Source organism: Psychrobacter sp. 72-O-c (genome assembly GCF_904846605.1).
Classification (GTDB): Bacteria; Pseudomonadota; Gammaproteobacteria; order Pseudomonadales; family Moraxellaceae; genus Psychrobacter.
Window position 1 is genome coordinate 1 of record NZ_CAJHBI010000035.1, and the last position, 21,893, is coordinate 21,893.

The 21,893-nt window shown below is 43.2% G+C and carries 16 protein-coding genes and 2 pseudogenes; 10 read left to right on the plus strand and 8 right to left on the minus strand.

Going from position 1 to position 21,893, the window contains the following annotated elements:
- Together JMX97_RS11465 and JMX97_RS11470 are read left to right on the plus strand one after the other, a co-directional pair.
- The coding region (locus tag JMX97_RS11465) for an IS30 family transposase (protein WP_201558257.1) at positions 1 to 259 on the plus strand (259 nt) is incomplete at its 5' end.
- Between the two features lie 189 nt (positions 260 to 448).
- Positions 449 to 1,294, plus strand: a complete 846-nt coding sequence (locus JMX97_RS11470; protein ID WP_201558258.1) for an abortive infection family protein — start codon at positions 449 to 451, stop codon at positions 1,292 to 1,294.
- A gap of 89 nt (positions 1,295 to 1,383) precedes the next feature.
- Here the strand turns inward: JMX97_RS11470 and JMX97_RS11475 are convergent.
- The 3 genes and pseudogenes from JMX97_RS11475 to guaA form a co-directional block, all read right to left on the minus strand.
- Positions 1,384 to 1,554: pseudogene (locus JMX97_RS11475) on the minus strand (GMP synthase (glutamine-hydrolyzing)); the annotation flags it as partial.
- A 32-nt stretch (positions 1,555 to 1,586) separates the two neighbouring features.
- Complete coding sequence (locus JMX97_RS11480; protein ID WP_201558259.1) at positions 1,587 to 2,582, minus strand: tetratricopeptide repeat protein; 996 nt, start codon at positions 2,580 to 2,582, stop codon at positions 1,587 to 1,589.
- 83 nt (positions 2,583 to 2,665) lie between these two features.
- The gene (gene guaA / locus JMX97_RS11485; protein ID WP_201558262.1) at positions 2,666 to 4,261 is read right to left on the minus strand and encodes a glutamine-hydrolyzing GMP synthase; all 1,596 of its coding nucleotides are present in this window, start codon (positions 4,259 to 4,261) and stop codon (positions 2,666 to 2,668) included.
- Between the two features lie 457 nt (positions 4,262 to 4,718).
- Between guaA and JMX97_RS11490 the strand changes: the two genes are divergently transcribed.
- The 3 genes from JMX97_RS11490 (at position 4,719) to JMX97_RS11500 (ending at position 10,006) form a co-directional block, all read left to right on the plus strand.
- Entirely contained in the window at positions 4,719 to 6,470 is a 1,752-nt protein-coding gene (locus JMX97_RS11490; protein ID WP_201558264.1) for an FAD-binding oxidoreductase, read from the plus strand.
- A 138-nt stretch (positions 6,471 to 6,608) separates the two neighbouring features.
- Positions 6,609 to 8,273, plus strand: a complete 1,665-nt coding sequence (locus tag JMX97_RS11495; RefSeq protein WP_201558266.1) for a glycerol-3-phosphate dehydrogenase/oxidase — start codon at positions 6,609 to 6,611, stop codon at positions 8,271 to 8,273.
- A gap of 164 nt (positions 8,274 to 8,437) precedes the next feature.
- Entirely contained in the window at positions 8,438 to 10,006 is a 1,569-nt protein-coding gene (locus JMX97_RS11500) for an FGGY-family carbohydrate kinase (protein WP_201558268.1), read from the plus strand.
- Between the two features lie 55 nt (positions 10,007 to 10,061).
- Here the strand turns inward: JMX97_RS11500 and JMX97_RS11505 are convergent, their stop codons facing one another.
- Positions 10,062 to 11,273, minus strand: coding sequence for a MalY/PatB family protein (locus JMX97_RS11505; protein ID WP_201558269.1), 1,212 nt, complete (start codon positions 11,271 to 11,273; stop codon positions 10,062 to 10,064).
- Between the two features lie 122 nt (positions 11,274 to 11,395).
- On the opposite strand from JMX97_RS11505, the gene JMX97_RS13930 reads away from it, so the two are divergent.
- The 3 genes from JMX97_RS13930 (at position 11,396) to JMX97_RS11515 (ending at position 13,793) form a co-directional block, all read left to right on the plus strand.
- Positions 11,396 to 11,530: a hypothetical protein gene (locus JMX97_RS13930; protein WP_265089460.1), complete on the plus strand. Its 135-nt coding sequence runs from the start codon at positions 11,396 to 11,398 to the stop codon at positions 11,528 to 11,530.
- Between the two features lie 284 nt (positions 11,531 to 11,814).
- A complete protein-coding gene (locus tag JMX97_RS11510) occupies positions 11,815 to 12,387 on the plus strand; it encodes a hypothetical protein (RefSeq protein ID WP_201558270.1) in 573 nt (190 codons plus the stop codon).
- A gap of 77 nt (positions 12,388 to 12,464) precedes the next feature.
- Positions 12,465 to 13,793, plus strand: a complete 1,329-nt coding sequence (locus tag JMX97_RS11515; protein WP_201558271.1) for a reverse transcriptase domain-containing protein — start codon at positions 12,465 to 12,467, stop codon at positions 13,791 to 13,793.
- A 39-nt stretch (positions 13,794 to 13,832) separates the two neighbouring features.
- Here JMX97_RS11515 and JMX97_RS11520 read toward each other — a convergent pair whose 3' ends face one another.
- Positions 13,833 to 14,636 carry a crotonase/enoyl-CoA hydratase family protein gene (locus tag JMX97_RS11520; protein ID WP_201558272.1) on the minus strand — a complete coding sequence of 268 codons (804 nt, stop codon included), beginning with the start codon at positions 14,634 to 14,636 and terminating at the stop codon, positions 13,833 to 13,835.
- 205 nt (positions 14,637 to 14,841) lie between these two features.
- Between JMX97_RS11520 and JMX97_RS11525 the strand changes: the two genes are divergently transcribed.
- Complete coding sequence (locus JMX97_RS11525; RefSeq protein ID WP_201558278.1) at positions 14,842 to 15,624, plus strand: LysE family translocator; 783 nt, start codon at positions 14,842 to 14,844, stop codon at positions 15,622 to 15,624.
- Between the two features lie 66 nt (positions 15,625 to 15,690).
- Positions 15,691 to 16,707 (plus strand): 23S rRNA (adenine(1618)-N(6))-methyltransferase RlmF, encoded by a 1,017-nt coding sequence (gene rlmF, locus JMX97_RS11530; RefSeq protein ID WP_413786410.1) that lies wholly within the window; start codon positions 15,691 to 15,693, stop codon positions 16,705 to 16,707.
- Between the two features lie 301 nt (positions 16,708 to 17,008).
- On the opposite strand, the pseudogene JMX97_RS11535 reads toward rlmF, so the two are convergent.
- From JMX97_RS11535 to gyrB, 3 genes and pseudogenes are all read right to left on the minus strand, one after another.
- A pseudogene (locus tag JMX97_RS11535) lies at positions 17,009 to 17,563 on the minus strand (manganese efflux pump MntP family protein).
- Entirely contained in the window at positions 17,556 to 19,031 is a 1,476-nt protein-coding gene (locus JMX97_RS11540; RefSeq protein ID WP_201558286.1) for a DUF6880 family protein, read from the minus strand. Before JMX97_RS11540 ends, JMX97_RS11535 begins: the two are co-directional and overlap by 8 nt.
- A gap of 106 nt (positions 19,032 to 19,137) precedes the next feature.
- Positions 19,138 to 21,759, minus strand: coding sequence for a DNA topoisomerase (ATP-hydrolyzing) subunit B (gyrB, locus tag JMX97_RS11545; protein WP_413786411.1), 2,622 nt, complete (start codon positions 21,757 to 21,759; stop codon positions 19,138 to 19,140).
- Positions 21,760 to 21,893 lie beyond the last annotated feature (134 nt).

The following is a 21,893-nucleotide window of genomic DNA, read 5'->3' on the forward strand; positions in this document are numbered from 1 at the left end:
TGGTAAGGAGTTTGCTGAGCATAAAGAGGTGAAAGAACGCCTCTACAGTATGTTCTACTTCGCTGATACTTATGCGTCATGGCAAAGAGGAACAAACGAGAATACCAATGGTCTAATCAGAGAGTACTTGCCTAAAGGCTGTGATTTCAGACAAGTATCTGATGATGAGGTACAAGCCATTGAGGACAGATTAAATAGCAGACCAAGAAAACGATTGGGATTCAAAACACCGAATCAGATATTCTATAACATCATTTAGCGTTGCACTTGGTGTGTTAATCTAAGAATAGAAAAAAATTAATAGTAGAACCTTATTGCGATGAGCTAAGATTATTTAGAAATAGTATGACTCTTAGATCAGAATAATCACAATTAATCATTATTGTTTAATAACAACCAAGAGTAATTTTTCGTTTAAATTTAATTCATGGAAAAATCGGAGTATTTGATGCCTCTTCAAATGGCAAGCGAACTTAGGTTCCCTATGGGTGCAACGACACCTTTAAGTGACAACACTGTAAATGATTTCACGTCATTGATTAGAAAAGTATCAGGTCCAATGGGTCATCAGCAGGTAATAGAGGTATTTAAACAACATTTTTGCAAAGTTTCTAACGATTATTATTCACGTAGTTCTTCTCTAGAATGGGCAGAATCTGATATGGTTACTCAAGCATATAATGCCGCAAAAGATACACCCAATTTTATAGCGGCTGTATATGAGGCTCTAGAAGAACTAAGACATAAAAATGCTACTGTACCAACAGTACAACATATTAATCAAATATTGAAAAACAACCATGTTCAATATGAAATTGTTGGCGATCAACTAATTCAAAATGTAGGTAGTGTAGCTACTCCAGAATTGAGTGAATCCGTTTCGACTACAGTAATGAGGGCTTTAGGTGATGCAAAGGCTTTGATAGGTACTGTAGATTCATCAAGTGCAATAGACCGTGCTCATACTGCGCTTCACGGTTACTTAGTTCAACTGTGTGCAGATAACGATATTGATTTACCAAATAAGCCTACAGTATCCACCGCATTCAAACAGCTTAGGAACTACCATCCAGTGTTAATAGCTTCTGGTAATCGATCAGAAGAAATTACTAGAGTTTTACAATCTTTTGCTAACTCTATTGATGCTTTTTCTACATTAAGAAATAACGCTAGTCTTTCGCATGTGAATGAACTTCTAGACGTTCCAGAAGCGACAGCCACAGTTAATGCAATGTATACTATATTTAAATATATACAGGATTCGATGCACAGAAAAAATATTAAACTTATTTAATAGTAAAAGTAGATGTCACAACCAAAAAAAGCACCCAACCAAGTTGAGTGCTTTTTTTATTTAAAGCTAACTAAATATTAAACAGGATTTTACTCCCACTCAATAGTAGCCGGTGGCTTGCTCGACACATCATAAGTCACGCGTGATACCTCGGCAATCTCATTCATAATGCGATTCGATACCGTTTCAATCAAATCATACGGCAGATGCGCAAAGCTCGCAGTCATAAAGTCCACAGTCTCAACCGCACGTAGCGCAATTTAAGTATTGACAGCGCTCATACATCACCCCATTACTTCTTCTTTTTCTCTGCACGTTTTTTCTCAATTAAGGCTTGCGCGGTAGCGTTATCCTCCCACCATTCACCCATGTCCTCCCAGTAAAGATAAGCCTGCTCTTTACCACCAATTTCTATACCTTGATTAGAACTATGCAGACCGCGAGGTCTAGTATGACGTTTTTTAAGGATTTCATGAGCGATATTAGGCAAGTTTTTCTGTGCTATATCCCAAGCTTTTTCTGCTTTGTCTAGCTTATCTTGATAGCAATAAGCCAGTACTTTACCAAAAGCAATATTGGCGAGCATATCCTCAGGATAGCTGTCACAGAGTTGAATGATTTTTTGGTATTGCTCGGTCAGTATATATAGCTCTACCAAGCGTTCGCGTATGCCTAGATTGTCATTAGGGCACACTTGTAGTAGCTTTTCACCTTCCGCGCAGGCCAGCTCAAAATTACCGTTGTCTGCATATACATTGGTTAATTGAAACAACGCACGCAAAAAGGCACGGTTTTCCATGATGCCCCAAGGCAGCTTACTTTTTTGCCAATTGAACTTTTGCGGAAAATATCGTAAATACAGACGCATACATTCGCGGCTACTCAGCAAGGCCAAAAAGCTATCGCCATGCTCCTCGCATAAAAACGCTAAGTTAAAATAAGCATCAGGGTCATCTATATTTTCTAATACCAAAAACTCTGCCACATCACGAGCTGCTTCATAACCATTTTGCTCCAAAGTCATCCGAATTACTTGAAACGAGGTAGGCGGCTGTTCACCGACCTCTTGCATGATTTCATTTTGAAACTTGGTCATGACCTCATTCATGATGTCATTAATATCACGACCCTTTTTTACCTCTGTCTCAACAAAAGCTTTGACTCTTATATTAAGAGCACTACCAGCACTGTCAGCATCTGACTTATTACTCGCTGATTCTTTGTTAGGAAAATCAATAACCGAATCTTCAAACATCCATTCATCTTGACCGACATGAATTAATTTCATAGCTTATTGCTCCTTTTTTATACCACTCTAAAATATATTGTTCTAACATATATCGTTTTGAAGCTAAAGATTAACTAAGAAACTTATTCCCACTCAATAGTAGCCGGTGGCTTGCTCGACACATCATAAGTCACCCGTGATACCTCGGCTATTTCATTCATAATGCGATTTGACACGGTCTCAATCAAGTCATACGGCAGATGCGCAAAGCGCGCAGTCATAAAGTCCACAGTTTCAACGGCACGTAGCGCAATCACCCACGCATAGCGGCGGGCATCACCAACCACGCCGACCGATTTAATCGGTTGGAATACGGCAAACGCTTGCGCTGTCTTCTCATACCAGCCTGATTTTTCTAACTCTTCCATAAAGATGGCATCAGCAGCACGTAAGATATCAGCAAATTCTTTGGTGACTTCGCCTAAGATACGCACACCCAAACCGGGTCCTGGGAACGGATGACGGTTAATCATCTTCGCCGGTAATCCTAGGGTAAGACCCAATTTACGCACTTCATCTTTAAACAAATCACGTAACGGCTCAACCAATTCAAACGCTAAATCATCCGGCAAGCCACCAACATTATGATGGCTCTTAATGACATGTGCTTTACCTTGATGCGACTTTGCCGACTCAATCACGTCAGGATAAATCGTGCCTTGCGCTAAGAACTCAACGACTTTACCATCGCTTTGCTCGCTCACTTGACGAGCGCTATCTGCGAATACATCAATGAAGGTCTTACCAATGATTTTACGTTTGGCTTCAGGGTCAGATTCACCAGCCAACGCCGTTAAGAACAATTCTTCGGCATCGACGCGAATAACTTTTACGCCCATATTCTCAGCGAATACTTGCATCACTTGGTCACCTTCGTGCAAACGTAGCAGACCAGTATCGACAAACACACAAGTCAGCTGATCACCTATGGCTTTATGCAATAATGCCGCCACTACTGAGCTGTCCACACCGCCTGATAATCCGAGCAATACTTGCTTGTCACCGATTTGCTTTTGCAATTGTGCAATACGCATATCGATAATATTATCGGGTATCCAGTCGCCAGCACAATCACAAATCTGATGCACAAAACGACCCAGTAACGCCTGCCCTTGCAGAGTATGCGTGGTTTCAGGATGGAACTGGAGACCATAATAATGGCGCGTGTCATCGGCCATAATTGCAATCGGGCAACTTGGGGTACTGGCGACAATATCGAAGCCTTCTGGCGCATCAATTACTTTATCGCCATGACTCATCCAGACATTAAGCTTACCCGCTGCGTCTTCGATACCATCTATAAGGTCAGATTTGCCATCGATATTGATAGTCGATGCGCCAAACTCATGCACATCACTGGTGTGAACTTTTCCACCAAATCGCTCTGCCATCGCTTGCATACCGTAGCAAATACCCAATACCGGCACGCCTAAGTCAAATACGGCATCATTAATGCGCGGGCTGTTCTCTGCGTGTACGCTCTCAGGGCCACCCGATAGGATAATGCCTTTTGCGCCAAAATCAAGGATGCGCTGGGTGTCGATATCATAGGGAAACATCTCGCAAAATACGCCAGAATCGCGCACCCGGCGGGCGATTAGCTGGCTGTACTGCGAGCCAAAATCGAGGATTAAGATGCGGTCTTCTTTAATTGCGGGAGTGGCGGCTACAGTGGTCATAAACGGAGTGTCCATCAAGAAGTAATTTGGTGGCCTATTTTAACAAGTTTAAGCAGGATAATGGCGATTAGAGTGACGATTAATTATGACTATTTTTGTTTTATCTCACTAATGTCTAGTCTATATAAAATAGTTGCTTGTATTGTGATATGCTAAAAAATTAGCACTGCATCTTAGTATTGTATCTTTTTATAGTTAGCTTTGTATTTCTTCATAGAAAGTCAGACTTTTAAAAAGTTAAAAGCACTTATTAGAATACCAATATTAGACTATCAAAGCATGTCTAGAGCTGCGCTATATTGTTATAGCTCTAATAGAGACTATTTACGGATTACATTCACCACTTAGCTTTCAGCAGGTTTACCAGCAAGAAAATTGCTCCCTACATTGTTCAAATCCCAATTATAATAAATAGCTATGATAAATAGTTATAATAAATCGACAGGTTATATCCTCTATGAGCAAAATTAAATCTCTTATTCGTAAAACCTCTAAGCCTGCCTCTGCTGTAGTAACGTCTACTACTCAGAATACTAACAGTACCGATATAGATACCGCCTCAAAAAGCAATACGCCCGTCAATACACCCATAGAGCAGACCCGCTGGAATGGCTGGGGCAATGTGAATATCAATAAAAAAGTATCGACACACGGTGCGAAATTGATTAAATCACACATCGGCAAAACCAAAAAACTATCGTCTGTTAGCCTACAAGAGGTGCTCAAAAAGGTACCCAAATCACGCTTGCCCGCTGCCATCACTAACCTCGACATGGTCTCTATCGATAATGAAGATAGACTCAGACACGCCCGTGGGCAAAGCTTTCCTGACTGGATAGCCATGCATGGCGGCGAATTCAAGGTATTCCCTGATGGGGTAGCAATGCCCCAAAGCACCAGCGATGTCGAGACCTTGCTGCAATTGGCACGCGAACACGATCTTATCGTTATCCCTTATGGTGGCGGCACTTCAGTGGTCGGGCATATCAATCCACCAAAGGATTCACGCCCCGTATTGACAGTAGCGATGAGCAAAATGGATCAGCTCATCGACTTGGATTTTGAGAGCCAAATTGCCACCTTTGGCGCAGGCTCGCAGGGGCCAGCAGTTGAGGCGCAACTGGACGAGCACGGCTATCGGTTGGGGCATTACCCGCAGTCTTGGGAGCTATCGACACTCGGCGGCTGGGTTGCTGCCCGCTCTAGTGGTCAGCAGTCATTAGGCTATGGGCGTATCGAGCAAATGTTTGCTGGTGGTACTTTGGTGACGCCGCAAGGGGTGCTGAATATCGCTGATATCCCAGCTTCATCAGCAGGTCCTGACCTGCGTGAGATGGTGATGGGCACTGAAGGTCGCGCAGGTATTTTTACTGAAGTCAAAATGCGCGTTCAGCCTCAGCCTGAAGAAGAGCTATTCAAAGTTGTATTTTTGCCCAACTGGAAAGCGGGTAAGGCCGTGCTAAGACAAGCGGTACAAAAAAATATCCGCCTCTCTATGCTACGTTTGAGCAATGCTGTCGAGACCGACGCCCATCTACACTTGGGTACGAGTCCCAGTCAGTTTTTGGCCATTAGCACTTATCTAAAAGCACGCGGGCTAGACTCGCAAAAAGTAATGCTCACTTATGGGGTAACGGGCGATAAAGCGCAGAATAAATTGGCACTTAATCAGTTCAAACAGCTATTAAAGCAGCAAAATAGTGTCACCGGTAAAATAACCGATATCATGGGTAGTGTGTGGGCACATGGACGCTTCAAATTCCCTTATTTGCGCGGCACATTGTGGGAAAAAGGCATCATGGTCGATACCTTTGAGACCGCGACCAACTGGAATAATATCGACGAACAGATGCAACAGATGCAAGAAGCGGTGCAAACTTCTCTGTCAGATGAAGGCGAAGAAGTGATGGTATTCACTCATATCTCGCATGTCTATAAGCAAGGCGCTAGTCTTTATACCACCTACTTTTTTAGAGCTGGCAAAGACCACACTAGTACGCTCACCCGCTGGCAAAAAATCAAACATGCCGCCAGTTTAAGTCTGGCCAATGGCACAGCCACGATATCGCATCAACATGGCGTTGGCCGTGATCACGCCCCTTACCTTGCTGCCGAAAAGGGCGAGCTTGGTATTCAGGTGACCAAAGATATGCTCAAAAGCTTAGATCCCGAAAAGCGTATGAATCCGGGCGCTTTGCTCGAAGACTAGCACTGCTGTTTGGTTAAAGCTGCTTGGCTAAATTGGTTGGTTTGACTAAATTGGCCGAGCTAATCCAAGTTAAGCCAAACCTATATCACCCTTTGATCGTTAGCGCACCACCATTAGGCGTCTTGAGATGAGTAGTTTATGAACCAAACCAAACAATACCAACAGCGCCAGCAAGCATTAACTCCCCTATCACGCGCTAAACCATGGGATATGCTGATCATCGGTGGCGGTATTACTGGTGCTGGGATTGCTCGAGAAGCCGTGCGACAAGGCTTAGCCGTTTTATTAATTGAGCAAAAAGACTTTGCTTGGGGCACCTCCAGCCGCTCTAGTAAGATGGTACATGGCGGGCTACGCTATATTGCATCAGGCGACTTCAAGACTACCTTGCTCAGCGTACGCGAGCGTGAACGAATGCTCAACGAGGCCGGCGGCTTGGTTGAAGAAATGCACTTCATCATGCCGCATTATAAAGGTAAGTTTCCACCACCGTGGATATTTAATAACCTACTAAGGTTATACGATAAGCTGGCTGGCCAGCGCTATTTCAAGTATTTTAAAAAAGACGCTTTTTCAAGTTTTGATCCTGGTATCAAGCAACATAATTTTTTGGGTGCCAGTCAGTTTAGTGACGCGGTGACCGATGACTCACGCCTTGTAATGCGCGTGCTAGACGAAGCTATTCATGAAGGCGCTTGCGCTATTAACTACCTTAAGGCTGAGTCGTTAATTACGGATGATCAAGGCTTGGTCGTGGGCGCTAACCTAGCAGACACCTCTTCTCAAAATAACAGTCATACTTACGAGGTCCATGCAAAAGTGGTGGTCAGTGCTACTGGTGCTTGGGCAGACAATCTACGGATGCAAGCTACCAACCAGACTGAGCAAACATTTCACAAGCAAATTCGTCCGTCTCGGGGCAGTCATTTGGTGGTCAGTCAAGAGCGCCTTCCTATCAAGCAAGCCTATACCTTATTGCACCCGGTCGATAAAAGGGCATTTTTTGTCTTTCCATGGGAGACCCGATCGGTCATTGGTACTACCGACTTGGACCATCCAACATTAGGGGATGAAGAGGTCGGAATCACTAGCGCAGAGCTGGATTATTTATTGATAGGGGCAAACGATCTCTTTAATAATGCCAACCTGACCAAAGATGATGTGATCAGCACTTGGGCGGGGGTGCGTCCGCTTATTTCAGAGGGCGGCGATGGCAAGCGAGTCAGCCCCAGTAAAGAAAAGCGCGACCATAGCGTGTGGCTGGATAATAACTTAGTGACCGTTAGTGGTGGCAAGCTTACGACCTTCCGCCTTATCGCACTTGATGTGCTTAAGATTTGCCAAAAGGTTCTGGCACTCGATCCTGAGACGATTGAGAAGGTTAATAATGACAATGTTATTAATGATAAAGTCTTTAGCAACCAAGCCCCAACCAGTGCCAAGTTTGCAACGCTACCCCAACCGCTACGTGAGCGCTTGCCAGGGTTTTATGGCCGACAGCTTGACACCTTACTTGAGCTGGCGCATGAAGATGATTTGGCTTATGTTGCCGACAGCAATACCATCTGGGCAGAAGTCCGCTTTGCCGCCAGTCATGAGCAGGTCATTCATTTAGACGATTTGTTATTGCGGCGTACTCGCTTGGGTCTCATCTTAATCAATGGGGCGATGACCCCGTCAGTTAGTGATAGGCTTGAGCAAATATGTCAGCAAGAGCTGGGCTGGGATGAGAAAAATTGGCAGCAAGAAGTTCTGCGCTATAAAGACATATGGCAACGCTACTATCATCTGCCTGCGGCCTAGCACTTTTTTATATGATATTAATAGACAAGTGCTACTGGTATAAGTTTTCCGCAGCCTCTGTCTGCGTAGACACAGCAAGCAAGGAACACTTATACCAGTAGCACGCTATAATCATAGTATTTTTAGTGAGCTATATATCTATTTCCACATAGTAAAGGACTACTATGACCAACAACCTTGATGCCCCTATTTATTTCTTAGCCATCGACAATGGCACCCAAAGCGTTAGAGCGCTTATCTTTGATCAATTCGGCAAGGAGATCGCCAAAGCACGCGTTCCTATCGAGCCATATTTTTCAACTCAAGCCAGCTTTGCTGAGCAGCATGCCGACTATTATTGGCAAAAGTTAAGCGAGGCCTGCCAGCAGTTGTGGCAAACTTGCGACATCACCCCAGCGCAAATTGCGGGCGTCAGTCTCGCAACCCAGCGCTATACCATGATATGTTTGGATAAGGATAAACAGCCGCTACGCCCAGCCATTGTTTGGATGGATTTTCGCCAAGGGGAACCGAATGATTTAGGCTTTCTCAGCCCCCTTACTAAGTTAATTGGCATGGGCGAGCTGGTAGAAGAAGCCCAGCATAAAGCGCGCTGTAACTGGCTTTCCCATCATGAGCCAGAGATTTGGGCGAAAACGGCGCATTATGTTAATTTATCGGCGTACCTAACCTATCAGCTCACCGATCAATTGGCCGATTCCACCGGTCATGCCCTAGGCTATCTGCCTTATGACTACAAGGCGCAAGCGTGGTTTAAGCCCAACAATCTCAAGTGGCGATTGTTTAGTTGCCGACTAGAGCAGATGCCCAAGCTCGTTCCGCCAGGCCAGCAGCTCGGGTGTATTACTGCCAAAGCCGCAGCAGCCACAGGTATTCTTGAGGGCACGCCAATGATAGCGGCCGCCAGCGATAAGGCTTGTGAAGCATTGGGATCAGCGGGTCTAGCAGCCGACACCGCTTGCTTAAGCTTTGGCACCACTGCCACTATCAATACTACTTCAACGAATTACGTCGAGATACTCAAGCACATGCCCTCATATACGGCAGCCGCGCCGAACTACTACAATCATGAGTATATGATATATCGCGGATTTTGGATGGTCAGTTGGTTCAAAGAGCAGTTTGCCCATTACGAGGAGCTGCTTGCTAAGACTCAGGGTATCGATACCGAAAAGCTACTAGATCAGGCAGTCAAAGATATTCCGGCAGGATGTATGGGACTGATGATGCAACCGTATTGGTCGCCAGGCGTGCGGCATCCTGGTCTTGAGGCCAAAGGCGCACTCATTGGCTTTGGCGATGTACACACTCGGGCGCACGTCTACCGCGCTATCTTAGAGGGGCTTGCCTATGAGCTCAAGCTTGGCTTTGACAAGATTGAGAAGCGCACTCGCAAACCCATTAAACACTTGCGCGTCTCCGGTGGCGGCTCACAAAGTGACTCGGCCATGCAGCTCACGGCAGATATCTTTGGCATGCCCGCTTACCGTCCGCATACTTATGATGCAACAGGGTTAGGCGCTGCCATTAATTGCGCGGTTGGTCTCGGCATCTATCCCGACCATTTAGCAGCGACTAAAGCGATGACCCATTTGGGCGATGAGTTCTTGCCCATTGACGCCAATGTTCAGCTCTACAAGCGCTTGTATAATGAAGTTTATCTCAAAATGTATGACCGCTTGCAGCCCTTGTATCACAGCATTCAAGACATCACCGGTTACCCGGCTAAATAACACTAAACATCTGTGTCAGCCTAGCCTTAATGCTGATTAGGCGTTGTGGCTTTCATTACTGTTTAATGTCATCGTTATTTAAGGCGGTATGAATACGATTTAACCCTTCCATCAGTACCTCTGTCGGACAGGCTACGTTGAGGCGCATTTTAAGATGCCCCTCATTACCGTATTGAATACCCGCACTTAGCTCAACTTTAGCCTTTCTCAGCTGGTCATAAAGCCTTTGATCCTCTTGCGCATATGCCGAGCAATCAAGCCATATCAAATATGAAGCTTCTGGGCGCATCACCTTAATTTTGGGAAGATGCTGAGCCAAAAAGTGCAGGGTTAATTCAATATTGGCTTCGATATAAGTTAACGCCTGCGCCAACCACTCACCGCCTTGCTCATAAGCACTAGCCATCACTTCATAAGCAAATAAGTTAAGATCATGCTCGTCACTTAAGCGCTGCTGTTGGCCAATTTTTTTAATCAATCCCTGATCTTTGGCAAAGATCATTGAGCCTTTAATACCTGCCACATTGAAGCTTTTGGTCATTGAGGTGATACTCACTACCTTGTGCTCATAGCCTTTTGCTACGCGTAAAAAGGGAATAAACTCATGACCGCTCAAGGTTAAATCTTGATGAATCTCATCACTTACAATCGCTACATCGTGCTTTTTGCAAATCGAAAACAGCGCCTCAAGCTCATCTGCCGTCCACACACGTCCGCCCGGGTTGTGCGGATTACACAGTAAAAAAAGCTTAACCTCATGCTCGATAATCTTGGCTTCAATATCAACCAAATCCAAATGATATTTGCCCTCGACCTCCTTTAGAGCAGAAGTCACAAGCTTGCGGCCATTGTCCAAAACTTTTGTCATAAAAGGCGTATAAATAGGATCATTGATTAGTATCGCCTCACCCGCCTCAGTAAATACTCTTAACATCAGCGCCAAACTTGGTATCACGCCGTGGGAAAACAGGATGTGTTGTTTATCCAGTGCTAAACCATAACGACTGCCATGCCAGTTAATAATCGCTTGATATAAAGCCGCAGAGGGTTTGGTGTAGCCCAATACGCCATGATGCAGCACTCGTTCAATGGTGTTTAGAATAGGCTGTGCCGCTCTAAAATCCATATCCGCCACCCAAAGCGCGATGGTATCATCGGTATGATGCCATTTAAGCGACCCGGTATGATGTCTGTCGATTATTTCATCAAAGTTGTACAACACTGTATTCTCCAGAATCAGAAAAAATAATGGTTTAGGGTACAACATGAATAGCATCATCGCCAATCGCTTTATGGCGTTTGCATAGACGCGCTATGAGATTAACGCTAGAAGATTGATGTTGTGAAATAATAGAAAGGAGATTTAACGGTTTGATTAGAGTGGGGTGTGTGAGTAGCCAATCCTGCCATCCGCTATTATCTGCTTATCTAGGCGTGGCGAGGCTACGGTTTGGGTCATTCCTGTTTGGTCACGATATTGTCCCAAAACCTAGCCTTCGCAACACGCCTATTCAAGCAGGATAGCCTTAAGAAACTCTCATTTAAGAGAGTTTCACTTGCAAGCCTAAAATTGCAGTGCAATTTTTTTACGGCTCTCATGTCAGGGCTAAAACGCGCCTCAAGGCGGATATAATTGAATTAAAAACTTAGCGAATCAAGCTAGATCGAATCAATATTAATAGGCAACTGTTTTCTTACTCATAAGTACAGAAATTAATGCTATTATCTATTTAGCTCTAAATAACGCAAACAATTTAACAAATTGTAAGGTTGTTATTGATGAGCTTGTCACACCATATGACAGCTATATGACGTACTGTTTCAAACGTGCGCTATATTTAAGTGGCGACATTGTTCAACGCTTAAGAAAGCTTGCTCATAGATTGCGTGTAGCACTCTTGCCCTTGCTATCTGGTACTCAAGAGGATGAAATTACATCAAATGGTGATGACATGGTAAACATATCGAAAATAGATTTCCTGTTAAATAAACTCATTGAGCCGCTATTGTGGCTCGAAAGAGCGGTACTGATAAACGGCGCACTATCGCCAACAGCCCCATTTGCGACAAAGGCATACATATTTGTAGCAGTATTGATAACAATTGCACACGCTTTTGTGTTAATATATAACAGTGAAATAATCCGTAAGAAAATCGCAGAACTGGTGGGTACGGCTCTAAATGACGTTAACAATTTAACTGATTGTAAGGTTGTTGTAGATGAGCTTATCATTCCATATGACAGCTATATGACGTACCGTTTCAAACGTGCGCTATATTTAAGTGGCGACATTGTTCAACGCTTAAGAAAGCTTGCTCATAGATTGCGTGTAGCACTCCACCTTCGTCATGGTTATCTAGTGAATAGACCTTTTGCATAAACTCTTTATTTCGTTAGTAATACTTAATATATGAATTTTTGCAAAAGGTTTGTTAAATAGAAGCAAGGGAGATAGCCATGACAGATAAGGTTAAATTCTCGTCCTATGTGAATGAGAATTTCAAATCCACTCTTAATAATCTCGCTAAAAACAAGTCGAAAGCGGACAACTCCTATCATACTAAATACATCACAGTTAATGACTATCTAAACAACTTTAGTGACAAAGTTTTAGATGATGTTTGTAAAAGAATATCAAATCTTAAGTATAACTGTGACTATCTAACCCCTATTATTCTACCTAAAACAAACTGTCTTAAACACGATGTAATGACGTTAGATAATACTCGTTTGGTTTGTGTCCCCTCAGTACAAGATAGAGTCCTTCAAAAGCTATTTTTAGATTATCTCAAAAAACATTATGATAAAATCTATAATAGATTTTGTGAATATGACCATGCCTTGAACAAAGATATTCATAAGAAAGAAATAGATACGATAAATAAAGATGGTCAACTAACTAAGAAAACCATACATGGTATCCGTAAAGCCTTAGATGACGTTATAGAATATCGGAGCAAGTATAAATACGTTATCAAAGCAGATATTGTTAAATTTTTCGATAATATAAATAGAGAAATCGCTGTAAAGAAATTTGAAAACGAGTTTATTGGTTTAAATGAAGATAAAGAGCTGATTGCTATTTTTAAAAGCTTTGTTTACTGCGATGCTGAGTTGGATTATGGCGATCTAAAGTACAACAAACTGATAGGAGCATATCTAAAAGAACTTAAGGGCAAGGGCGTTCGCCAAGGTATGCCTATAGCATCATTATGCTCTTCGATGTATTTATACGAGTTTGACAATTTAATGATTAAGAACAGCATACCGTATATACGTTACGCAGACGACTTTCTAATTTTTGATGACTCTTATGACAATGCTAAAAAACTAAAAGATCACATTCAAGAAAATCTTAAAAATATTGGTTTAGATATCGAAAAATTAGTTGGTGAACAAAAAACAAAGATATATGGTGCTAAAGACAACTTCACTTATTTAGGTTTTGATATAATTTATAACTCCAGACTACAAACTTACCAACGGCGAATTCCAAACCCAGTCTTTGATAAAGCTATAGGACGAATAGATAGCTTTCAATCAATGACTAAGGTTAAGCGAGAGTGTGGTAATTATGTCGATTTCAGTTTATATCTCAGAATACTCATCTCAGGATACACAAACTTCTATAGTGAAGACCTAGCTATTAATGGCAAAGAGTTTAAAAGAGATTTGATAGCAGCATCTAAAGATGTCAGGAAAAAACTGATTACCGATAATTTAAATATAGATTTTGAAGACATTGGCTCAGCAAATAAAAGAATGTTCTTTTTTGGTATCAAATAATTGATTAAACTCTTTATTTGAGGTTCATTTAGCAAGCTCCTACCTTCCCTTAAACTCAGCCGCCCGCCGCTCAACCATCGCTATCGCACCTTCTTTAGCATCTTCTGAATGAAACAAGTGCGGCAGATAGCTATGGATATTAGCCAATGCCACATTTGCGCCATTACGACTCGCATCTTGTGCTGAGGACAGTAGCGCTTGCACACCAAGCGGAGCTGCCGTGCAAATCTCTTTGGCAATAGTAAGCGCACGCTCATATTCCATGCCATTAGCGACGACTTCACTAACCAAATTCAGCTTATCCGCAGTTTGCGAATCGAATGGCTTGCCTGTTAACAGATACGGCATCGCTTTTTGCCAGCCAGCGGCTTTTACGAAGCGTACAGTCGCGCCGCCAAACGGCATGATACCGCGTTGGACTTCCATTTGGGCAAAGTTGCAATTATCACTAGCGATGACTACATCACTATTTAACATCAGCTCAATCCCAGCGGTAAAGCAAGTGCCTTGTACCGCCACCACGATAGGTTTCGACCGCAGTTTACCACCAATGCCCCACGGATCAATTTGGCTGTTATCAAACTCAAACGCGCCTTTATCCCATTTATCTTGTAGCTCCATCAAATCCAGCCCAGCGGTAAAGTGCTCACCATGTGCGAATATTAATGCACAGCGTAGATTATCGTCATTATCGTAACGGGTCAGCGCGTCAGACAACTGCGCTATCATATGGCTATCGAAAGCGTTGCGTTTATCCGCACGATTTAACCCAATCAGGCAAATATAATCTTGGATTTCATAAGTGATTCGATTGTCTATGCTGTTAGTACTTTCCGTAGTCATGGTCTTATCCTTGTCAGAATTATAGTTATCGTATCGTCAGTCGTAATAAGCTTACTTTTAATATAGACACCCATTTGCCATAACACAAGCCGAAAAGCGCTGATTCGTAAAGGTCACCATCATTAAAGCGGGCATTAATATAAGTTGACCTCGTTTGCGATAAGTGAAACTATTATGCAAATTAAAGTATTACTCAGAGCACTTTATGGAATTTTGGCACGGTTTTTTGCTTATCACCAGCGTCCATCTACTCGCTGCCGCCTCACCTGGCCCTGATTTTGTATTGGTCTCGCAGCAGACTTTAGCAAAAGGTCGACGCACTGGTTTGATCTGTAGCTTCGGTATTACCTTGGGTTTAGCCGTTCACATTATCTACTCGGTATTAGGACTGGCGACGGTAATCGCCCATTCGCAGCCATTACTGACCGCTATCAAATGGTTGGGCGGCAGTTATCTTATTTATTTAGGGTGGCAAGGCATTCAAGCCAAACCTAAAAAGCCATTAGACTCAGCAAATTCAGCAGACCCAACAGATTCAGTCGTTAGCGTTTCACAAGCCGCGCCTACTGAGCAAGGTCAGCCACTTTCTAATAAAAGCATCTCTACAAAAAAACCTTTTGCTAAAGAACTCTCTACTAAAGAGCCTTCTACTAAAGAAATGTCTCTTAAAAAATCTTCTAGCAATACGGAATCTACAAGCGCCATTCTGCGCCGTGGCTTTTTTTGCAATGTATTTAATCCGAAAGCGCCGGTGTATTTTGTGGCGATATTTACTCTCGTATTATCACCAGACATACCTCTTTGGCAGTTGGCAATTTATGGCGTATGGATGATGGTCTTGCAGATGGCATGGTTTAGCACAGTGGTGATGTTGCTATCCATCCCTGCGATTCATCGCCGCTTTCAGCGCTTTGAGCATTGGATAGACCGCGTATTGGGTACAGCGATGATAGTATTGGGATTAAACCTGATTTTACGTAGCCGATAACACATTAGTTAGCCACAAAATCTGCTAAAATGGCTGATTATATCCATACATCGTAAGCCCCACACTATGACCAGTAGACCCATCACCAGTAATCACAGAAATAGATCTCCAGCTTCAATTCAAAAACTAGGCAAGCTGCATCCGCGCAATCCCCATCAAGGTCGCTATGACTTTGCCGTATTGACTCGCGCATTGCCTGAACTTGCTGACCATACCATTACCAATCCTAATGGCGAGCCGACCATTAACTTCTCTGACCATCAAGCCGTACGCGTGCTCAATCAGGCATTGTTGGCTCATTATTATGGTGTCAAGTTTTGGGACATTCCAGCAGGTTATCTGTGTCCACCTATTCCGGGACGTGCGGATTATATTCACTATATTGCTGATCTGCTCGCGCAAACGACGCATATTAATGAAGACAATACCCCACCAACGGGCAAGCAAATCCATGCTCTCGATATTGGTACTGGTGCCAGTGCCATTTACCCTATTGTTGGTAGCCAAAGTTATGGTTGGCGCTTTACTGCCACTGATATTGACCCTATTTCGGTTAATACGGCAGCGCTCATTTGTGATGCTAATCCCAAGCTAAAGAGCGCGGTTAAAGTAAAACTACAGCCTGAGCCTAAGCGCATTTTTGCTAATATCATTGGTCGCCAAGATTACTTTGATATGGTTATTTGCAACCCTCCCTTTCATGCCTCTCTTGAAGAAGCCATGGAATCGAATAGTCGTAAGCAAAACAATCTACAGAAGCACCGTGCGAAGAATGACAAAGTAAATCAAAGCTCGTCCAAATCTGGCGATGCCGCACAAAACCTAAATTTTGGTGGTCAGCATAAAGAATTATGGAGTGAGGGCGGAGAGATTGCCTTTTTGACTAAGATGGTAAAAGAGAGTCAAAACTTCGCTGAGCATGTCGGCTGGTTTACCACTTTGGTATCAAAATCTGAAAACATTAAGCCTTTGCAGCTATTATTAAAGCAGCTCGATGTCACACAAATGCGCATCATTGAGATGAGTCAGGGACAAAAAAACACTCGTATATTGGCATGGCGTTTTGATACTGACGAAGAGTAACCCCTACAATTAAAAACAGTCAAAGTTTCACGTGAAACAAAAACACCGCTTTGATATTCAAAGCGGTGTTTTTTTATATGCCATAGTTAAGCCACTTTAAAACGAATACAGTATGGCTAGGAGAAGTTTTCGAAGCCTCGAAAAGTGACGCAGTCGCACAGCAAGCTAGAAAAACTTTACCCGCTATACGAATCAGATGTATATCCATTTTATTTGGTACGGACTATATAACATTAAAGATGGCGTCTAATTAACTAAGGAACGTGATTCTTGAACCAATGGCTATTAATACTATTCCACCTTATGCCTCAGCCTTATCCTCTAACCAAGTGCCCGATCGCCAGCCTAAATAGACTCCAATAGCCAAATCCAGCGGTTACTACCGCGATGATTAAACACGCCAACCGCGCATTCAATGCCAATAAATTTAGCGTGAATCCTGCTGCCATCGCATCAATACTGGTAGCAATAGCAAGCGTCAACATAGTACGATGATTGATACCTTTTCGTGTGCTATGAGCATTACCAGTTCTACTATCGAGATCCTGAATAGCCTCATCTACTGTCTCTTGAACGTCAGATCTTAAGGCTTCGTACAGCATTTTCCACCTAGCGCGATAAGAATAAACCCACCGATCCATGGGGCAGCGGACGCCAACCAACCCAACATCGCAGCACCTAAAAAATAGCCGATGAGCGGCATAATCCCTTGCGCAATCCCAAAGTACAGCGCGGCATAGAATGCCAAGCGTAGCACGTAAGAATGGCTGGGCTTTTGGGTTTTAGCACCCAATCCAATTGCCACTGCAAACGCATCCATTGCTAGGGCAATAGCGAGTAGGATTACTTCAATCATTTACTCGTTCCCAAAAACTGCGTTTTTTGCCATGTTTTTGTGTGAGGCTGCTCATATAGTCTTGATGCGAGTCTAAGCCACTATAATTATTAACAGCGTTGCTAATGCTAATATCAAGCTGAGCCAATCTTTTAAAGTAGCGGGCGGCATGACCGTAAGCTTTACTGCGGGCACTATCCAAAATATCATTCAGCAAACTGCGATAAATAATTACTTGGATGAAATGAGTGCCCACGGGTAACTCCTTTAGCAATTGGGTCAAAGCAGTATAATGCACATCCGCAAACTCAGTATGACGAGCGACCGCTATTTGATTCGCCAGTGCCGTCTCGCCAATCTCTAACAGCAGTGACGTCGCCATCATAATATTTTCTTGTTGCCCTGCCAACTTATGAGCTTCTTTGCGCCAATACGCTTGCTCGGCTGGAGTGGCAACAGACATGATTGCTTTTAGTCGGGCAGGAGACGCTTGCAGCTCAAACGCTTCGCCCAATACCGCCATTGATGCTTCGGTATTGTCTTGCTTATTATATATCTCACTCAGCCAATCCAAGCGCTTTACTTGATCTGCCACTGTCCTACTACGCCAGTCATCACGCAAATAACGCTGAGCCACATCGTGAGCATTGTTATCTACTAAAAAGCGAAGTAGTTCTTGGAGTTGCCGCGAATGCAGTGGCCGTGCAGTGTAGATGTTAAGATAAATCTCTTCAAACAAGGTTACATCACCCAGCGCACCCGCTAAATTTTTGAGCGTTCTCTCAATATTCATCTTTTCATAGATAAGCGTGTGATCCATATCATAGGCCGATTTCTTCTTATCAACCTGATCTGTTAGGGATTTCTTAGCACGCACCTCTTCGTAATACTGCTGATAATCAAGGATTAAACCACGTATCTCAGACTCTGATAAAAGCTGATTAACCCCCAACAAAATGTCATCTTTAGTGCCGTAGTTATTATCACTAATCATGGCTTTTACTTTTTCTTGCCATGCTTGGCTTAGTATATCTTGCTCATCTATAGGCAAACTGCTTTTTTCTTGCTCATAGCAAGTACTAGCAACCGTTAACCAAGATTGTGCTAAATCACTATATACGCCACCGACCTCACCGTTAGAATCATCACAACGCTTCAGACTGCTATTGGTCGATGAGATAAACAACTCTATTAATTCTAAACATTTACTTGGCTGTTCAGGATAAAGGCTCATGACATCGCTAGCTAAATGATGAAGCTCAGTGGCAAATTCACTCGACTCCCAATAATCAATAAATTTACGCCGTCTTTTGAGACCTTTTAGCGTTGTGGTCAATTTTTTTATGAGCTTAGGTTTGTCTGACTGAAGCAGCAGACGTTCAATTTTTTTATCTAATAGCTTGTCTACACCATATATATCAGCTACAAAGTTAACTAGCGTTGTGTTTGATAATTGCGCTAAAAGCTGCTTTTGTTCTGAATTCAACATGATATCCTTCCTACTAATATTTTATTATCATAATGTTTCATGTGAAACAAAAAAGTCACCCTGCTAACAGGATGACTTTATAGAATTAGTAGATGAATTTCAAATATTAAATATCTAAATTAGACACCGTTAAGGCGTTTTCTTCGATGAAGATACGGCGCGGCTCGACATGATCACCCATTAGACAGGTAAACATATGGTCAGCAGCAATAGCATCTTCAATCGTCACGCGTAGCATGCGGCGATTTTCAGGATCCATAGTGGTATCCCAAAGCTGATCAGCGTTCATCTCGCCTAGCCCTTTATAGCGTTGAACCGAGAGACCACGACGCGCTTCTAGCATCATTTGTTGCCATAGATAGTCAAAATCACGTACCGGAATATCCTTACTAGTTCCTGACGTAGCTTCGCGGCGGATAAAGGCACCCTCTTCTAACAAGGTATTCCATTCGGCTGATAAACGTAGCAGCTTGCTATACTCGCCTGAATTAATAAAGCTAGCATCGAGTAGATAATGATGCGCCAACTGATGCACATAAACGGTTATGCGTGGTAACCACTGTGCTTTAGTCGATAGCATTTCGCTATTTTCTGCCACTTCAATCTCGTTTTCAGTACCCGTTTCAGTATTAATATCAGCATCAGTATCAAGCTCAGCTTCTACTGGTTGCGGCTTCATACCGAGCAGATCTGCAGTTACTGCATCCATTACCTTAGGTGCAGGCGCATGAATATTGACCAGTTCAATCTCAGGATACAACTCACTACCGAAGTGATCAAGCTGGGTCTGTAGTGTGTCTTTCCATGCTTGCATAGCAGACAAATCGTACGTCATGTCAGTCGTAAGCTTCGGCGTATGGGTCAACGCATCTAACAACACCGCAGGATAACGAATTTGCAAACGCGCTTTGATCAGCTGGGTTTGGTTGTAGTCGTTTAGCAAAATCTCTAACGCTTGGCCAGTAATCGCAGGCGCCTCATCATTGATATGTAGCTTAGTATTATCAATAGTTGATGATAATAAATAAGCTTTCAATGCTTCATCGTCTTTTAGATATAGCTCTTGACGACCTTTTTTGACTTTATATAGCGGTGGCTGAGCAATATAAATATAACCACGTTCAATCAGCTCAGGCGTTTGACGGAAAAAGAAGGTCAGTAGCAAGGTTCTAATGTGCGACCCATCAACGTCCGCATCGGTCATAATGATAATTTTATGATAGCGTACTTTATCAGGATTATATTCATCAGGACCGATACCACAGCCTAGCGCTGTAATCAGGTTACCGACTTCAGCAGACGACAACATCTTGTCAAAGCGCGCACGCTCAACGTTGAGGATTTTACCTTTTAGTGGCAAAATTGCCTGCGTTTTACGACTGCGACCTTGCTTGGCTGAACCGCCAGCAGAGTCCCCTTCCACAATGTATAATTCTGATAATGCTGGATCTTTTTCTTGGCAATCAGCAAGCTTACCCGGTAAACCAGCGATATCTAAAGTGGTTTTACGACGGGTCATCTCACGCGCTTTACGAGCGGCATCACGCGCACGCGCAGCATCAATGATTTTGCCAGCGATAGCTTTACCCGCACTTGGGTTCTCTTGCAGATAATCGTTAAATTTATCATGCATTGCTGATTCAACAGCCGGTTTCACTTCACTTGATACTAGTTTGTCTTTAGTTTGGCTAGAAAACTTTGGATCAGGCACTTTAACCGATACGATCGCCGTTAGGCCTTCCCGCGCATCATCACCCGTGGCGACAACTTTTTCTTTTTTAAATAAATTTTCGCGGTCCATATAAGTATTTAGGCAACGCGTTAATGCCGAGCGGAAGCCTGATAAATGAGCTCCACCATCACGCTGTGGAATGTTATTGGTAAAACACAATACTTTTTCGTTATAAGTATCCGTCCACTGTAACGCTACTTCGACACTGATACCATCATCTTGGTTACTAATAAAATGGAACACATCGTTGATGCCATCTTTGCCAGCATTAATATAGCTGACAAATTCAGACAAGCCACCTTTATGCTCAAACTCATGACGCTTATCAATGCGTTCATCAGTCAAGATAATACGTACACCTGAGTTTAAAAACGACAACTCACGTAAACGTTTGGCCAAAATATCATACTCAAAAACAGTACCTGTGAAGACATCAGTGCTAGGATAAAAGCGGATTTGGGTACCTGTCTTGTCGGTGGCTTCCATTGGCTGAATATCGGCATCTGGTACGCCATCACTGTAGGTTTGCTGATAGTGATACCCTTCACGCCAGATGTTCATCTCAAGCTTTTTAGACAAGGCATTGACTACAGAGACCCCCACACCATGCAGGCCGCCTGAAACTTTATAACTGTTGTCATCAAACTTACCACCGGCATGCAATACAGTCATGATGACCTGCGCGGCTGATACGCCTTCTTCTGGATGGATATCTACAGGCACGCCGCGACCATTATCACTGACACTCACTGACTCATCTTCATGAATAATGATGTCAATTCGGTCACAGTGACCGGCGAGCGCCTCATCGATAGAGTTATCTACCACCTCAAAAACCATATGATGTAGACCAGTACCATCATCGGTATCACCAATATACATCCCAGGACGCACGCGCACCGCTTCTAATCCACGCAATACGCGAATATCTTTGGAGCTATAATCGGACTGGTTGCTTTCAGTAACAACATCAGGGGCGATGGTCTGAACAGCGATATCTGACGTCATCTGTTCATTATCAGTAGGTAATGACTCACTCATGTGCATTCCTTAATCTAGCTATAGTCAGCTATTTATCATCAGCTCACCACTACGGTGACCTATCATGACATTATCTGAGACTTAATTTA

Coding starts and splice junctions, on each gene's coding strand:
- JMX97_RS11505 (WP_201558269.1), bottom strand. CDS start 11,273: ATGTTGTACCCTAAACCATTATTTTTTCTGATTCTGGAGAATACAGTG.
- JMX97_RS11490 (WP_201558264.1), top strand. CDS start 4,719: ATGAGCAAAATTAAATCTCTTATTCGTAAAACCTCTAAGCCTGCCTCT.
- JMX97_RS11515 (WP_201558271.1), top strand. CDS start 12,465: ATGACAGATAAGGTTAAATTCTCGTCCTATGTGAATGAGAATTTCAAA.
- guaA (WP_201558262.1), bottom strand. CDS start 4,261: ATGACCACTGTAGCCGCCACTCCCGCAATTAAAGAAGACCGCATCTTA.
- rlmF (WP_413786410.1), top strand. CDS start 15,691: ATGACCAGTAGACCCATCACCAGTAATCACAGAAATAGATCTCCAGCT.
- JMX97_RS11525 (WP_201558278.1), top strand. CDS start 14,842: ATGGAATTTTGGCACGGTTTTTTGCTTATCACCAGCGTCCATCTACTC.
- JMX97_RS11480 (WP_201558259.1), bottom strand. CDS start 2,582: ATGAAATTAATTCATGTCGGTCAAGATGAATGGATGTTTGAAGATTCG.
- JMX97_RS11520 (WP_201558272.1), bottom strand. CDS start 14,636: ATGACTACGGAAAGTACTAACAGCATAGACAATCGAATCACTTATGAA.
- JMX97_RS11495 (WP_201558266.1), top strand. CDS start 6,609: ATGAACCAAACCAAACAATACCAACAGCGCCAGCAAGCATTAACTCCC.
- JMX97_RS11500 (WP_201558268.1), top strand. CDS start 8,438: ATGACCAACAACCTTGATGCCCCTATTTATTTCTTAGCCATCGACAAT.
- JMX97_RS11470 (WP_201558258.1), top strand. CDS start 449: ATGCCTCTTCAAATGGCAAGCGAACTTAGGTTCCCTATGGGTGCAACG.
- JMX97_RS11540 (WP_201558286.1), bottom strand. CDS start 19,031: ATGTTGAATTCAGAACAAAAGCAGCTTTTAGCGCAATTATCAAACACA.
- JMX97_RS11510 (WP_201558270.1), top strand. CDS start 11,815: ATGACGTACTGTTTCAAACGTGCGCTATATTTAAGTGGCGACATTGTT.